Raw genomic sequence first — 15,585 nt, forward strand, 5'->3', positions numbered from 1 at the left:
TCGAGTTGTATTTATCGACAATCATAGAGACCGTATCTGCCTGGGCTGCCCAGGAGCCAAAGATATACGCTCTGGCCATAGGCCTTATAGGGGCTGCCATAATCTCTGGGGTGATCAACATCGGCGCCATGGCTGTGGTCTGGCTCGAGAGGAAGTTCCTGGGCGATATCCAGGCCAGGTTCGGCCCCAACAGAGTTGGGAGCAGATGGGGTCTGCTGCAGCTGGGCGCTGACGCGATAAAGCTCTTCACAAAGGAGGACAGCATACCCAGAGGCGCGGACAAGCCTGTCTATGTCTGGGCGCCGATAATAGCGAGCATAACAACAATGCTTGTGGCAGCCGCAATACCCTTCGGCGCGCTGAGGATCGACGGGAAGGATTATCCTCTGGTCGTTGCGAACATGGACATCAGCGCGTTCTATGTTGAAGCTGCGCTCTCCATAACGACGATCGCGGTCTTCATGGCCGGGTTCAGCTCCAACAACAAGTACTCGATGCTGGGTGCCTTCAGAGGAATCGCGAGAATGATCGCCTACGAGGTTCCGATGGGTGTCTGCGTCATAGCTGTTGCTCTGATGGCTCACAGCCTCAACCTTGTAGAGATCGTTGAGAGCCAGACTCTCTGGTACGCGTTCGCTCAGCCGCTCGGGTTCATAGTCTTCACAATAGCTCTCGTGACCGATCTCGGCAGGATACCCTTCGATCAGAGCGAGGCTGAGGAGGAGATCATAGCTGGATACACAACAGAGTACGGCGGCATAAGATGGGGCCTGCTTTACTTCCAGGAGTACATCAACATGCTACTAGGCTCGATACTTCTGGTGCTGCTCTTCCTGGGCGGATGGAAGGGTCCGAGCATACCTGTGATAACAGTGCTCTCTCCGATGGTCTGGTTCCTGATGAAGGTCCTGATAGTGCTGATCTTCCTGATCTGGGTCAGGGGCTCTCTGGTGAGATTCAGAATCGATCAGGTCACGGATCTTGGATGGAAGTGGATGCTTCCGCTCTCGCTGGTAAACCTGGCGTGGGCAGCGTTTGTGGGTCTTTACTTCGCATGAGGTGATCCGGGATGGTGCTCAAGTCGTTGAAGTACACTCTGAAGACAGCGCTCACCACAACAGAGGTCACCAGGCTGTATCCAGAGGTCATGATGGAGCTGCCCGCAAACGAAAGGGGCATACACGAGCTCGACGCCACGACGTGCATAGGCTGCGGCTCATGCGCCAGGGTCTGCCCGAACAGCTGCATAGAGCTTGTTCCATACAGATACGGCAACCCGCTGAAGAACAGGAAGATGCAGTTCCCGCAGATCGATTATGGAAGGTGCACATTCTGTGGCCTTTGTGTCGATGAGTGCCCAGTCTCCTGCCTGAAGATGGGAAAGAGGACAGAGATCGCCGGCTGGGATAGAAAGGACATAGTATACGGGCCTGACAGGATCGCGGTGAAGAAGTTCTCCGACAGGGAGGTCGCAGAGCTGGAGGCTGAGGCAAAGCGGCAGGCTGAGGAGAAGAAGAAGGCTGCTGCGGCAGCAGCAAAGGAGAAGGCCGCAAAGGCCAAGGGAAAGGAGAACAAGGCAAAGGCGAAGCCGGGCGAGGGTGGTGAGGCCTGATGGAGAAGGACTCGGTGAAATACGTCAAGTATCTCTTCGAGCTGATTCTGCTTCTGATCGCGCTGGGTGTGATATTCGGAGCGCTTGCGTACATTGTGTACATCTCCCCGTGGAGCTGGAGGATGCTGGACAGGATCTACGATATCAGGTTCCTCATAGAGCTCGGCGTCTTTGCAACGCTCTCGGTTCTGATCCTCGGGCTCGCGGTGCTCACGGTCTACTCCAGAAACATAGTGCACAGCGCCCTGTATCTGATAGGAAGCTTTGCGGGTGTTGCAGCTCTGTACATATCGCTTAATGCGCCCTTCCTGGGTGTCGCACAGGTTCTGGTCTACATAGGCGCTGTGGGCGTGCTGATACTCTTCGCCGTGATGCTCACAAGACGCACGATAATGGAGGAGTCCCATGGTTAAAGTGAAGACTACGATACTCCTGGTGATCTTCCTGGCGGCACTGATCGCATCGATATCAGTGACACCATGGGAGTACGGAGAGGTGAAGAAGCAGTACAGCTTCCAGCCGGCCAAGGAGGGTGTCAGGATGCCGGAAAGCGGCATCGGGGATGTAGGGGCGGAGCTGTTCACGATCTACATGTTCCCGTTTGAGCTGCTCTCCCTGGTCCTCCTGGCAGCCCTGATCGGAGCGATATACATAGCAAGAAAGGAGATGGCCTGAGGGAGGCAGAGAGATGAGAAGGAGGGAGAGATACGATCCCGCTTGAGTTATACATTATGCTTGCCGCTGTCATGTTCTCCATAGGTCTTTATGGTCTTGCGACACAGAGGAACGGCGTCAAGCTGATGATGTGCGTTGAGCTCATGCTCAACAGCGCCAACATAAACCTGGTGGCCTTCTCAGCCTACCAGCCGAACGTGAGCGGCCAGGTTTTTGCTCTGTTCTCGATAGCTCTGGCCGCGGCTGAGGCCGGTATAGGGCTTGCCATACTGATAACCCTGTACAGACTGTACGGAACCATTGATCTCGATAACATAAACGCTCTGAGGTGGTGACATTGTACGCCGATTACGCTTATCTGATCGTGGGGCTGCCGGTTCTGGCATTCATTCTCACGATCTTCTTCGGCTGGCATCTCCCGAGGGGCGGAGGATTTCTCACGGTGCTTGCGACCTTTGCAGGTTTCATAATATCCGCTGGAATCTTCACGGAGATATTCCCTGAGAAGGTTGTGCATCAGTCGATGCACTGGTTTGCAACGCTGAACGTGGGAATACTGATAGATCCTCTGGCCCTTGTGATGCTGCTGATGGTCACATTCGTCTGCACACTGATACACACATATGCGCTGGGGTACATGAACGGCGATCCGGGCATGGCGAGGTACTTCGCTGAGGCAGGTCTCTTCACGGCGGCCATGCTCGGCCTGGTTTACTCTGACAACCTGCTGCAGCTCTTCATATTCTGGGAGCTTGTGGGCCTCTGCTCGTACCTGCTGATCGGATTCTGGTACAGGAAACCCTCTGCAGCATCTGCTGCCAAGAAGGCGTTCCTGACCACAAGAGTCGGCGACGTGATGTTCCTCGCCGGAATAATCCTGCTTTACAACAACATGGCGAAGCTTGGACTTCCGGAGGGGACATACCTGCTCCAGTTCCCTGTGATATACGAGAACCTGACCAGGATCGACCCGACGCAGCTCACGCTGGTATCGCTGCTCCTCCTCGGAGGCGCTGCGGGCAAGTCAGGCCAGTTCCCCCTGGATATCTGGCTCCCGGATGCCATGGAGGGCCCGACAACAGTCTCTGCGATGATCCACGCTGCCACAATGGTCACTGCAGGAGTGTACCTGGTCGCGAGGATGTTCCCGCTCTTCTACGCGGCCCCCTACGGGCTTCTTGCAGTCGCATACGTCGGAGGGTTCACAGCGCTGTACGCTGCGACGATGGGCCTCGCAGCATTCGACATCAAGAGGGTCCTCGCGTTCTCGACGGTCAGCCAGCTGGGCTACATGATGCTCGCGCTGGGCGTCGGGTCTGTCGTGGGCGCAGCAGCAGTTGGAGTCTCGATGTTCCATCTGATAGGCCACTCGTTCTTCAAGGCGCTCCTCTTCCTCTGCGCCGGTTCTGTCATACACGCGGTCGCGACGAACGACCTGCGCGAGATGGGCGGCGTCGGGAGGTACATGAGGTGGACGGCGGGGACGATGGCCATAGGAGGTCTCGCACTCGCAGGATTCCCCGGAACGACAGGATTCTTCTCGAAGGACGAGATTCTGGTCACAGCCTGGGAGTACGGCGCGATGACTCACGACTACCTGCCGTACATCTTCGGCATAGTGGGAGCGCTGCTCACAGCGTTCTACACCTTCAGGATGTGGTTCCTGACGTTCACAGGAGAGCCGCGCTCTGATTACCACAAGCATGAATCGCCTTGGATCATGCTGGGGCCGCTCGTGATACTCGCGCTCTTCGCGCTCTTCTTCGGCATGCCTGCCCAGGAGGGCTTCTACGAGACAGTCGGCAACAACTTCGCCCACTACGGCGTGGACTTCGAGGAGCTCGCGCCGATCGGAGGGCATGTGGTGGAGCATGGAGGAGAGGAGGCGGCGGTGCACGAGCCGTTCATAATCAAGATACTCCCGATACTGGTGGGAGTCGGCGGCATAATCCTGGCACTGCTCTTCTACTCGCCGTGGAAGAAGCTCGATATCAGAAAATTCGTTGGCGAGAAGGATCTGCTGAGGACCATCCTGGTGAAGAGGTACTACCAGCATGAGATATTCACAGCATGGTTCGCTGAGACCGTTGTGTACGGGATATCGTTGATCGCGAACATATTCGATATAAGGATCGTTGATGGTGTGCTGAACAAGATCAGCGAGACGACTCTTGGTTTCGCGAATTCGATCAGAAGAGCGCAGACCGGAGTCATACAGAACTACATCACAGCACTGGTCTTCGGGATCGTGGTGCTCGTGATTGTGATCAAGCTGGCTATGGAGGTGGGCCTGTGATCTCAAACGCCATATCCATAATGATAGCGGTGCCGCTGGTAGGCGCGGTTCTGGCGTTCCTCACCAGAAGCAGGGGGCAGGCCCGGCTGGTTGCCCTCATAGCCTCACTGGTTCCACTGGCACTGGCGCTTCAGATGTACACCGAGTTCGACAAGTCCTCGAAGCTGATGCAGTTTGTCGAGAGCTACAACTGGGTGCCATCGATAGGCGTCAGGTACACAGTCGGCGTCGACTGCATAAGCTTCCCGCTGGTGCTGCTCACCGCCATAGTCTCCGTGCTGGTGGTGATATATGCGTGGGGTGAGAACCACAGGCCCAACCAGTTCTTCGCGCTGCTCCTGCTCAACGAGGTTGGGGTTCTGGGAGTCTTCACGGCCCTGGACTTCTTCCTGTTCTACATATTCTGGGAGATCGTCCTGATACCGATGTTCTTCCTGATCGGCATCTGGGGCGGGCCGAGAAAGGACTACTCAGCGATCAAGTTCTTCATCTACACGCATGTCGCGAGCCTGGTGATGCTTCTCGCGATATTCGCGATGTACTTCACCTACAGGCTGCCCGATGGATCGAGGACATTCGACATGCTGACGCTGCTCCAGGCGACCTCTGACAAGACCGTCTTCCCGCCGGGGCTGATAAACGCGATATTCGCGGGGCTTCTATTCGGCTTCCTGGTGAAGATGCCCGCGTTCCCGTTCCACACGTGGCTCCCGGATGCACACGTCGAGGCTCCGACTGCAGGCTCCGTTGTTCTGGCGGCGCTGCTGCTCAAGATGGGCGGCTACGGTATATTCAGAGTGATACTTCCAATGCTTCCGCATGTCGACAAGGCGTTCGTCACGGTGATAGCAGTCATAGGTGTGCTGAGCATAATCTACGGAGCGTTCCTGGCTCTGGCGCAGAAGGACATCAAGAAGCTTGTAGCGTACTCATCGATCAGCCACATGGGCTTCGTCACTCTGGGCGCTGTGGCGTTCACATGGCTCTCGATACAGGGGGCGATGTTCCAGCAGTTCTCTCACGGGATCATAACATGCGCCCTGTTCATGTCCGCGGGAACGATACAGCACTCAGTGGGCACGAGGATAATATCAGAGCTTGGCGGGCTCGCTGACAGGATGCCCAAGTTCGCATCGCTCATGCTCGCAGCCTTCCTTGCATCTCTTGGTCTCCCGGGGATGAGCGGATTCGTCGCTGAGTTCATGGTCCTGACAGGATCATACGCGACGTTCCCCGTGTACACAATGCTTGTGGTCTTCACCAGCGTCGGTGTGACCGCGGGTTACCATCTCTGGGCGTGCCAGAAGGTGCTCTTCGGCCCGATACTGAAGAAGTACCTGGACATACACGATCCGCATGCGTACGAGATACTCGCCATGAGCGCGATCGTCTTCCTGACGCTGCTCTTCGGCCTGCAGCCCGCGCTGATCACGGACATTATGGGGACTGCGGCCCATCAGGTGATGGAGCCAGTTGTGACCCTCTCGCAGATGGGGGTGATCTGAGGTGGATCTTGGACACTACGCCCCTCTCGGGGCAGAGGCTTTGCTTACAGCGGTTTCACTGCTGGTCGTGCTTGTAGGCCTGTTCACGAAGGGAAGGAGCTCGCTCCCCGGATACCTGAGCCTGGCGGCCCTGATAGTGGCAATGTGGATGGTGCTCACAGCCGAGACCGGCACCGTCTTCTTCTACGACTCGCTCAGGGTCGACGGGTTCTCCCAGTTCTTCAAGGCTGTGTTCGTGCTGGTCTCGCTGCTCGTCGTCATCGCGTCGCTGACACGCTACAACGGTCGCCCCGGTGGGGATGAGTACTTCGCCCTGCTCCTGATGGCGACCGTGGGCATGATGGTGGTCGCGAGCGCCATAGATCTGGTCTCGCTCTTCATAGGCTTCGAGCTCGCCAGCCTGTCAACGTACGCGATGGCCGGGTTCGATAAGACGAAGAAGAACCTCGAGGCTGCGATGAAGTACTTCCTGTACGGCGCGGCCTCATCGGCGTTCATGCTCTTCGGCTTCTCGATGCTCTACGGCATGACAGGGAGCACGAAGATCGCGGACATCGCGGGTGCGTCGCTGGCTGCGTTCAATCCTGCGATACTGATCGCGCTGATCTTCGTGGTCGTCGGGTTCGCGTTCAAGATGGCCCTGGTGCCGTTCCACATGTGGGCTCCCGACACATACGAGGGCGCGCCTGCGCTGGTCTCAGCATTACTCGCTGCAGGCTCGAAGAAGATGGGGTTCGCTGCTGCGTTCAGGGTGATACTGATCGCGCTCCTGGCCCTGAAGCTCGAGTGGTACATGGCGTTCGCGATACTCGCGGCTGTTACGATGACCGTCGGGAACCTGGTCGCGTGCTGGCAGAACAACGTCAGGAGGATACTGGCGTACTCGAGCATCGCGCAGGCAGGGTACATCTCCATAGCCTTTGTCGTTCTCGGAGTTGCGTCTGAGGGCATGACAGGTCCGAACAACCTGCCCCTCGACCAGTACGCGCTCGCCGGTGGTCTTCTCCTTGTTCTGGGGCATGCGATCATGAAGACAGGAGCGTTCATAAGCACGGCACAGGTCGCCTCGATCGCGAAGAACTCAGAGGATCCGGACGACATCTCGAACTACGCAGGTCTTGGAAGGAGGGCGCCGGTAACAGCGTTCTGCATGACGATCTTCATGTTCGCGCTGGCAGGCATTCCACCGACAGCAGGCTACTTCGGCAAGTTCGTCGTGTTCGGGTCTGCGATATACGGCGGTCTGGTGTGGCTCGCGGTGCTCGCGATACTGAACAGCGCGCTCTCGCTCTACTACTACCTGAGGATCATAAGCTACATGTACCTCAGGGAGCCTGCCGGGCCGAAGATATCGGAGTCGAAGGGCTATGTGCTCTCGCTGCTCCTGGCCCTGATCGGGACGTTCTGGATCGGCGTGCTACCGGACGGATTCTTCAACTGGGCGATGCAGGCGGCAGCTGCGCTGCTGCCCTAAATTTTCTTCTCTTTTTTTGAGATCTCATCGGAAGTGCTGCAGGGTCCTGTCACAATGAAGTGGCGACTGGGCGGAATTACATCAAATGCGATCGAAAACATGCATCCTGGATGGCTCATGCCATCTCCTGAAACCTCAATATTGGGGAGGGTGTGAGAAGAGAGTTAAAACGAATGGATTTATGCAGATTCCCGGTGGCTGTTCACGCTAAGAACTCCTGCTCCCAGTAGAGCGCGATAGTCAGCTTCGCTATTATGTATTCGGCAACTTGAAGGAGGTGCAGGCCGGTTGCTGAATGCACTCATCCCATCGGAAGGAACGCATATCGTGACTGGTGCATTTTCGGGCAATTTATCAGATGGATAAGAGCGGTCAGCTTTTACGGCGGAGTCAGAAGCATCGAGTTATGAGCGCATCTTCATAATCGATCGATGCCAGCTCCTGATAAATCCCTGTACACGGTCTCCTCCAGGGTCTCAATCTGGTTGATATAGTTTTTTATCTTTCTAAGAAATATTATCTGAAATGTGCCGAAGATGATAAAGAACATGCACAGCATCATGTTAATGTAGACCAGTGGCCTGACATCAAAAAAGCCCTTCTGGTGCTGGAATATCATGTACATCAGGAGATTCGCGGACAGGCCGAGGGAGGCCATTACGAGACAGAAGCCTGCAACAAGTGGCAGCCATCTCCGTTTGTTCTCAATCATATCCAACATACCATAAGCCGAACTCACTGAGGATTTCGACATAGTTTTTTACATCTCCAACCCGATCACAGATTCTCAAACAGCTCTGCGTTTATCTTTCTGAACCACTCCAACCGATCCCTGCCAAGTGATGTTAGCTCATATACTATGACGTTTCGCTCCCCCCAGGGCTCCTTCCTCTCACTCAGGTAGCCAGCATCCCTCAGTATCTCGAGGTATCTCTCAGCAGATGCGGTCTTCATGTTCGCACACTGAATGACCCGCGTTTTCAGTGCGCGACCCTTTTTCTGGTTTCTCTCAACGCACTCGAGCAGCACCATGATGATCTTGACCGCGGGTCGGTACTTGGTCACATCTACCATCCCTTTTATCTGTATATACTTAAAGCATTTCTATACCATTGGTCGGTAACAGCAGTACGCCTGAATTGGTTCCGCAAGCTATATTTATGGTTGGTTGCATTTTATTACTTGCAAGGATAGATTCCAGGGAATAAATTGCCTCCTTATGGGATCTATTCTTCCCCATTCATTTTACTGCTGGACCTCACCAGATTGTTCTGATCTCTTCAAGCTATACATAATCAGACTTAGGAATGGGCATAAGCGGGCATATGCCCTCTGGGCTCATGTGATCCTGAAGTTACCGCCGGTTCTGTCCACTATAACCGGATTCTGTTTCAGCAACCTCTGACCGGGCCACTTGAGAGTGTTCTCCCTGGCCCTGTAAAAGCAGTTCTGCAGCGAGAGATCATGAGTCTTCATCCTTTCAGAACGTATAGCATTTACAAGATTGTATGTAAAAACGCTCATTTGGCCGTTCCAGAGCTCATTGCTGGGCTCCTCGTTCTTTGATGATGCGATGAGGATCTGCCCCTCAGAGACGAGATCCTTCATCCCGCCGCTGTGGCATGCGTCTATGATGATTGCCAGGTTTTTGATATCCTTCAGGTACATTTCAAGATCGTACTCGCTGATGTATGAGCTGGGATCGCTTCTGGAGTTCTGCGGCACCATGTAGAAGGTGCCATTCTCATCTATCTCTCCGTGTCCTGAGAAGTAAAAGATGGCCTTTTCTCTGCCTCTGGAACCTTTAATCCTCTCGATGGCGACATTAAGAATGTTCTCCTTGGTTGGCTTGAGTGGAGAATCATCTGTGAGCTCCACCACATCATAGCCGAGCTCGGCCAGCAGCTCAGCTACGGCCCTGGCATCGTTCACGCATGCGTGCAGGCTCATCCTGTCAGAATAGCTGTTGACGCCCACGACCACTGCTATCTTATCCGACCTCTGCTTCCTGGAGCTGTGGTTTGAGTACACCAGGCTGTACTCAGTGAAGATGCCGGCGCTCTTGCCGGCGATCGCATCTGCATCGTCCTCATCATCTTTCAGCAGGGTGTTCAGGTTGGAGGTCACGCTTGGATACGCGCCGTGCGCCTCAGCAGGATCCTTCTCGGGTTCATGGGAGTTCAAGCGCGCCAGGTTTGAGATGGATCTCGAGTATGTCTCAGGGGAGAACCCGATCAATCTCACATCATCAGGCGGCAGCCTTGTTGGATCCTGGCTCACAGTATCTTTACTGTACTGATATGTCTCTGAGGCAAAGCGATTGAGCATCTCTCCGCTGTACGCATTGTCTGAAATCTGGCTGCGCACTGAGTTGTATGTCGCCTGTGGGGGAGCCGCCCACTGAGCAGCATCGGATCTCATGGATGTGATGCTCATATGATACAGATAGTCGAGATAGCTGCTGCCATCACCAAAATCATGTGCCTTTGGGAGTGCGCTTGACGGCACAGTGCCATCGTATATGTATTTCAGATCCGCTATGGCTAGGTTGCTGCCCTCAAATGGCGGCCGGCTTCCAGTGTCTACTCCAGCTGCTGCGGCATGCATGGAGCTTATCGCTTCCAGAGTGCGTTCGTACTCGGAGACCTGCCGGTTTCTTTTGGGTTTAACTGTGGTCTCATGGATGAGCTGGATGATATTGGACGAATCGAGGCCTGTACTGTCAACCGCTGGCTCATTATGTGGCATCTGTGACAGGAAATACTCCCAGCTGATTGAGGTCTGGGGGTTGTGCGAATTCCCATCGGCAGATGCGATCTCAGAGAGCTGCATCAGATAACCATCGGTGGTCTCATCTTCTGAGTAGCGCTCCATGGCGTACGCTGGCATGAATATTGCCAAGGCTAAAAGCACCAGGATTTTGCAGCTCACAGACATCTGCAACTTTAAGTTTATCATCATCGGATAATAAGTTTCGCGTAATTTAGTTACTGACGGATGTTAAGATCTGGAAATACCGGACGTCTTGCATCAGTTTGAAATAGATTTGAGTATCACATGCCTTACTGATATGCATGGCTGTTTTGATGCCGCAGCAAAAGATGAAGACGGTCGAGAGCGCAAAAGGATCGAATGACGATCAGGATGCTCATATGCATCAGAGTGCAACAGGGAGTGAGGAGGCATGAGCAGGAATATGCTGTATTTACTGTTATCACTTCAGGTGGTATGCGCTGTTGCAGTAGCAGATGGCATAGAAGAGGGCATGAATGAATCGAAGGACGCGGGTTTGAGCAGCAACGCCAGCTTGTTAATGAGTGGATGGGATAGTTTTGTGGAGAACCTCAACTATTCGTCAGACGTGCTGAATCAGACTGTGCATGGTGGTATGACATATGAAGATGCAATGGTTCTGATGACGACGATATTCATCCTCAACTCCCAGGCTCTGGTTGAGGTGGAAAAGCTTGATCCAGGGGAGAGGTATCTGGACTTTAAGAACTGCACAGTCAACGCGATGAGAAGCTTTAACGGCTATCTGCTCAACATGGCGAAGTTCTTCGAAACAAAAAACATCAGATACGTCATGGCTGCACGGGATCGGTTCAATACAACCCAGGAGTATTACCTGAAGGGGTCGCATGAAGCTGAATTGATCTCCGGAGTTTGATTCAGTCGCGCATCGCAGGCGATCATCTTCTGCGAGTCTGATGAGCATGATTTCATGATAGTGCTCCGAAAGGTCTCCAAGTCCAGCTCAGGTCGCATTTTATAATACATATCTGGATGATAACAATCTTTATTAATCAAAATAGACCTAACTGATTCAGTAGTTAAAATAATCAGAAGCATGTGGTCGGTGGAGAGGATGTTGGCCGGCCTGAAAAATCACCTCGCGCAGCTACGTATCTGCGACCGCATGCTGGAGAGGGGGGATATCGATCCCATTCGGGTCACATGGCTCGCGATGGTGAGGCCGGCGGGAATTTGGACCACATAAAAAAGAGGTGAGATCAAAATGCGTTCGATCGATGTTACTGTGGTGGCAGCTGCATTGCTGGTATCTGCCCTGAGCTCAGCCGCTCTGGCACAGGAGGAGGTGGATTACGCTCGTATAGCCACTGCTGCATGGTTTGATTACGGCAGTGATCTGAACTACTCATCGCGGATTCTTGAGGATTATGTTAATAAAAACATATCCGATGCAGAGGCGATTCAATCGCTGATGGCGGTTTATGTGATGGCTGGCAGGACCGCGGCCAACCTCGCGAACCTGGAACCTCCCGCGGAGTTCAGCAACTTCCACAACTACACATTCCGTGCTGTGGAGCACTTCCGCCTGTACCTCTGGAACCTGGCAAAGTTCATAGAGACCAAGTATACAGTATACGGTCAGGATGCAATGAGCAACTTCAACACATCGCTGGAGTACAGGGAGAAGGCGCTTGAGGAGAGCGTGCTGCTTTTATAGGTCTCATTTTCTCTTTAAACACTGCTCAACACATATCGGAGATGCATGCACCTCAGGTGTTCTGATAAGATGGCATATGTTGAGATGATAACCCATGCGTGAAGAACCAAAGCGTCGCGCACAAAGCACTTGCCTTACTGGATGCAACACATGTACGATCATAGGCCTGATTATTCTGCTCTGCTCCGCCTCTGTCGCGCACGGCTCCGGAGGTGTCCAGGACTGGCTCTCTGCTCTTGTAGGCATCGCGAAGACCGGTGCGGATGCGGTCTCAAATGATATGCTGGTCTCCCCATCAGGTGTCAGGGCCACTGATGTGATACTCGACGTCGGAAGCGAGCCGGAGGAATACATTCAAGGCGCGATACATATACCGTACACGGTTTTTCTAGAGGAGAACCACACCCTGAAGCCCCTGCCGGTTGTTGCGGGGATACTCGGGGACGCGGGCATCTCGCGCAACGACTCTGTGATCGTTTACGGCGAATGCATGCCATGCGGGGGCGGTCCGTCCACAGCGACATTTGTTTACTGGCTCATGAGGTATGCAGGGCATGAGGATGTGAGAGTTCTGGACGGCGGTCTGGATGCCTGGAGGACCGCGGGCAGACCGACTCAGGACCGGCCCTCATCGCGAAGCAGGACCGTTTACGATCTGAACCCCAGGCCGGAGCTGCTCGCGAACTACACGTATGTCAGCACCGCGAACGCGCAGCTCATCGATGCCAGGCCGCATGGCGACTACATGGCAGGGACCATACCAGGGTCGGTGAACATACCGTACGAGGAGGTCGTGGAAGGCGACAGGATAAAAAGCAGGCAGGAGCTCGAGAGGATCTTCAGAGGCGTTGATATCGAAAGGCCTGTTGTGGTCTACACAGTCACAGGCATCAAGGCATCTGTGGTGTGGTTCGCGCTGAGGATGATGGGATACGATGCGAGACTCTACATGTACCAGGACTGGTACAGCCACGGCGGCCGGATATACATCCCTGCAGCGGGCCTCACGAGCACGGCCTGATTTTGAGAAAACAAGCGGCGTGTGGACGCAGGCCGTCCGTTAAAATTTAAAGCTTATGTATCAGAAATTCTTATTTTCGATCATTAACACAGTGTACTTATGATACATCAGTAATTCCTTTAATTACTTTTGGTTCCTAACCATTTATCTATCAAAAGTGATCCAGTAAGTTATGGGATTGAACCGTGGGGAAGAGTTCGATCCCATAGGAGGCAAAGGAAATGAAAGGAATAATAGCGGTGCTGGCAGTAATGCTGGCATTGGTATCGGTTGGAGCTGCATGGGACGTTAGCTGTGACTACAATGTAGTTCAGCAGAGCAACAAAGCAGATGTCAATGCATATGACAAGCAGATCATCGAACAGACGCAGGATAACTGTGCGATGATTCTGGGTGAGGGTAATAGTCTCATACAGTCAAATTATGCTACATCTGCCCCAACTGCATTTAAGACGGTCAAACAGACACAAAGCAATGTTGCTATGATTGTTGGCAAGAGTAACTACGCAACACAGTCGAACATTGCAGTTGCAGATTGTATCCCAGCAGGCACTTTGACGCAGACGCAGAAGAACTCACTTCTCATCATTGGTTCCAATAACTACGCATCTCAGTCAAATTATGCAAACGCCGATAATTCCCTTGATGTTCCGGCTACTGTTACGCAGACACAGACCAACCTAGGAGTTATGCTCGGAAAGAAGAACGCGTTAACGCAGTCCAGCGTAGCTACAGCATCTACACCAGACAATAAGTGGACTTATGATGCGCCAGTCGTAAAACAGAGTCAGAGGAACATAGCGTTCATGGTTAATAATTGCGGCGACTGCAGGTATGATCCAGAGACAAGCTACTACGGAACAACACAGGTCACGTGGCCAACGCTTGTGGTCAACAAACCAACAGCCATCGAGGTCGCTTGCCCGAACTGCGAGCTTGATCCCTGAGCGTGAAGATAGCTGAAGGAGGGTGATACCCTCTTTCAGATGTATCTTTTTCTTTCGAGGAATTCTTGACTGATTTATCATCGGTGGGGGCGACGATGAAATGCAATGTGGCTGTTCTGATCCTGTGCATGCTGTGGTTTTTTGGTGGCACATGCGCAGGAAGCAACACCATAACTCACACAAATACAGCTGTGGCTGAGTCGGCAGGATGGTCTCAGAGCACGGTTCCGGGCGCACCCATCGGTGCAGTCCAGATCCAGAGCACATTCACTGCTGTCCTCGGTGAGGACAACATGGTATCTCAGAGCAACACAGCTGGAGCTTACGGATCGGGTGCTTTACAGATACAGGACAACGCGGCCCTGATTGAAGGCAACAGAAACAGTGTCGCTCAGGATAATGTCGCGCTGGTCATAGGGGATACAGAAACAGACTACAGGAAGCTGGTCCAGAAGAACCTCGTCCTGATTCTGGGCAGCGATAACGTGGCGGTTCAGTCGAACACGGCATCGAGCAGTGTGACGAACACTGTGACCACAGCTCCTGACACGAGCAGTGTGACGAACACTGTGACCACAGCTCCTGACACGAGCAGTGTGACGAACACGGCATCGAGCACCACGACAACCACAATAACCACTGATTCTGATGTGGCAGTTCAGTCGAGCACCATGAACGGAGGGGTACTGGATGCCGGAGCTAGCTACCCGCCAGAGCAGGTCCAGGTTAATGTAGGGTTGATAATGGGAGACAGGAACTGGCTCTATCAGTCCAACAGGGCGACTCTGTTCAGGTATATTATGAGCCATCCGTTCCTCTGGAAGCGCCAGAGCAACATGGCAATCTCAGTGAATAATGGCCTGCCAGCCGTCATGGAGGATGGGATTTAAGGACGCGGTGGTGATACATTAATGCATAAAGTCGGACTGGTTTTGCCCATCGTCATCCTCCTTGCCCTATCAGGTTCAGCCGCATCGGTTGAGTGGAGCGACTCCAACACAAATACAATCAAGTTCGTCACTGGCACACCCACAACAGTCAACAGTGGGCTGAGAGCAGTAATCGCTCCGGATCTGCAATCCAAATCGGTTGAGCACTGGGCTGCAGGCACGAACGTCCTGTCGGGAGAGATCCAGACCTCAGAAAAGCTCACAGTGGTGGACGACAGCGGCCTGGTGCGCACATACGGTGCGAATTCAAAGCAGTACATAACACTTCCATCTCAATCATCCGAGGGCAACAACGTGGCCCTCATGGGGAGGTCTGTTTACGACTTCTCCAGCGGCTTTGATACATTTCCTGATATCGAACAGTATCTCGTCATCAACGACCCTGAGCTTGCGAAGCTGTTCAATCTGGGCATATCCACAGGTGACTCCCCGAAGGACATAATCAACAAGTTCCTCCTGGCGTTCGGCGAGAGCGGGCTCGGCAGGACCATGGATCGATTCCTGGAGCCGAACAACCTGATGTACGGCGCCGAGTACGAGTGGGGCGACTCCATATCAAGGAACGGAGTGACATGCAGCTGGGGCGAATCCCAGAAGGTGTCCGTGGACTACAGCTGGCTCAAGGGGGTATGAC

17 protein-coding genes are annotated in these 15,585 nt (G+C 53.6%); 14 read left to right on the plus strand and 3 right to left on the minus strand.

Annotated features, from left to right (window positions below; genetic code table 11):
* Positions 1-5: 5 nt before the first annotated feature.
* From fpoH to QHG98_01405, 8 genes are read left to right on the plus strand one after another with little or no spacing between them, the layout of a single operon-like run.
* Positions 6-1,058, plus strand: coding sequence for a F420H2 dehydrogenase subunit FpoH (gene fpoH / locus QHG98_01370; protein MDH7596381.1), 1,053 nt, complete (start codon positions 6-8; stop codon positions 1,056-1,058).
* 11 nt (positions 1,059-1,069) lie between these two features.
* Positions 1,070-1,612, plus strand: a complete 543-nt coding sequence (locus QHG98_01375; protein ID MDH7596382.1) for an NADH-quinone oxidoreductase subunit I — start codon at positions 1,070-1,072, stop codon at positions 1,610-1,612.
* Positions 1,612-2,025, plus strand: a complete 414-nt coding sequence (locus tag QHG98_01380; GenBank protein ID MDH7596383.1) for an NADH-quinone oxidoreductase subunit J — start codon at positions 1,612-1,614, stop codon at positions 2,023-2,025. Before QHG98_01375 ends, QHG98_01380 begins: the two co-directional genes overlap by 1 nt.
* The gene (locus QHG98_01385; protein MDH7596384.1) at positions 2,018-2,287 is read left to right on the plus strand and encodes an NADH-quinone oxidoreductase subunit J; all 270 of its coding nucleotides are present in this window, start codon (positions 2,018-2,020) and stop codon (positions 2,285-2,287) included. Before QHG98_01380 ends, QHG98_01385 begins: the two co-directional genes overlap by 8 nt.
* 35 nt (positions 2,288-2,322) lie before the next feature.
* Positions 2,323-2,622: a F420H2 dehydrogenase subunit FpoK gene (gene fpoK / locus QHG98_01390; protein MDH7596385.1), complete on the plus strand. Its 300-nt coding sequence runs from the start codon at positions 2,323-2,325 to the stop codon at positions 2,620-2,622.
* A complete protein-coding gene (nuoL, locus tag QHG98_01395; GenBank protein ID MDH7596386.1) occupies positions 2,619-4,583 on the plus strand; it encodes an NADH-quinone oxidoreductase subunit L in 1,965 nt (654 codons plus the stop codon). The genes fpoK and nuoL overlap by 4 nt, the downstream gene beginning before the upstream one ends.
* The gene (locus QHG98_01400) at positions 4,580-6,088 is read left to right on the plus strand and encodes an NADH-quinone oxidoreductase subunit M (GenBank protein MDH7596387.1); all 1,509 of its coding nucleotides are present in this window, start codon (positions 4,580-4,582) and stop codon (positions 6,086-6,088) included. The genes nuoL and QHG98_01400 overlap by 4 nt, the downstream gene beginning before the upstream one ends.
* A 1-nt stretch (position 6,089) precedes the next feature.
* The gene (locus QHG98_01405) at positions 6,090-7,562 is read left to right on the plus strand and encodes an NADH-quinone oxidoreductase subunit N (GenBank protein MDH7596388.1); all 1,473 of its coding nucleotides are present in this window, start codon (positions 6,090-6,092) and stop codon (positions 7,560-7,562) included.
* A gap of 418 nt (positions 7,563-7,980) precedes the next feature.
* Here the strand turns inward: QHG98_01405 and QHG98_01410 are convergent, their stop codons facing one another.
* The 3 genes from QHG98_01410 to QHG98_01420 form a co-directional block, all read right to left on the minus strand.
* Entirely contained in the window at positions 7,981-8,283 is a 303-nt protein-coding gene (locus tag QHG98_01410; protein ID MDH7596389.1) for a hypothetical protein, read from the minus strand.
* A gap of 56 nt (positions 8,284-8,339) precedes the next feature.
* Positions 8,340-8,636, minus strand: coding sequence for a winged helix-turn-helix domain-containing protein (locus QHG98_01415; protein ID MDH7596390.1), 297 nt, complete (start codon positions 8,634-8,636; stop codon positions 8,340-8,342).
* 264 nt (positions 8,637-8,900) lie between these two features.
* Positions 8,901-10,463 carry a caspase family protein gene (locus tag QHG98_01420; GenBank protein ID MDH7596391.1) on the minus strand — a complete coding sequence of 521 codons (1,563 nt, stop codon included), beginning with the start codon at positions 10,461-10,463 and terminating at the stop codon, positions 8,901-8,903.
* Positions 10,464-10,746: 283 nt separating this feature from the next.
* Between QHG98_01420 and QHG98_01425 the strand changes: the two genes are divergently transcribed.
* The 6 genes from QHG98_01425 to QHG98_01450 all read left to right on the plus strand — a co-directional run bounded on the left by QHG98_01425 (position 10,747) and on the right by QHG98_01450 (position 15,584).
* Entirely contained in the window at positions 10,747-11,232 is a 486-nt protein-coding gene (locus QHG98_01425; protein MDH7596392.1) for a hypothetical protein, read from the plus strand.
* A gap of 348 nt (positions 11,233-11,580) precedes the next feature.
* On the plus strand, positions 11,581-12,033 hold the full coding sequence (locus QHG98_01430; protein MDH7596393.1) for a hypothetical protein: 453 nt from the start codon (positions 11,581-11,583) through the stop codon (positions 12,031-12,033).
* Between the two features lie 94 nt (positions 12,034-12,127).
* Positions 12,128-13,054 carry a rhodanese-like domain-containing protein gene (locus tag QHG98_01435; GenBank protein MDH7596394.1) on the plus strand — a complete coding sequence of 309 codons (927 nt, stop codon included), beginning with the start codon at positions 12,128-12,130 and terminating at the stop codon, positions 13,052-13,054.
* A gap of 221 nt (positions 13,055-13,275) precedes the next feature.
* Positions 13,276-14,001, plus strand: coding sequence for a hypothetical protein (locus QHG98_01440; protein MDH7596395.1), 726 nt, complete (start codon positions 13,276-13,278; stop codon positions 13,999-14,001).
* Between the two features lie 95 nt (positions 14,002-14,096).
* Positions 14,097-14,891 (plus strand): hypothetical protein, encoded by a 795-nt coding sequence (locus tag QHG98_01445; protein MDH7596396.1) that lies wholly within the window; start codon positions 14,097-14,099, stop codon positions 14,889-14,891.
* Between the two features lie 21 nt (positions 14,892-14,912).
* A complete protein-coding gene (locus tag QHG98_01450) occupies positions 14,913-15,584 on the plus strand; it encodes a hypothetical protein (GenBank protein ID MDH7596397.1) in 672 nt (223 codons plus the stop codon).
* Position 15,585 lies beyond the last annotated feature (1 nt).

The organism is Methanothrix sp. (assembly GCA_029907715.1).
GTDB lineage: Archaea > Halobacteriota > Methanosarcinia > Methanotrichales > Methanotrichaceae > Methanothrix_B.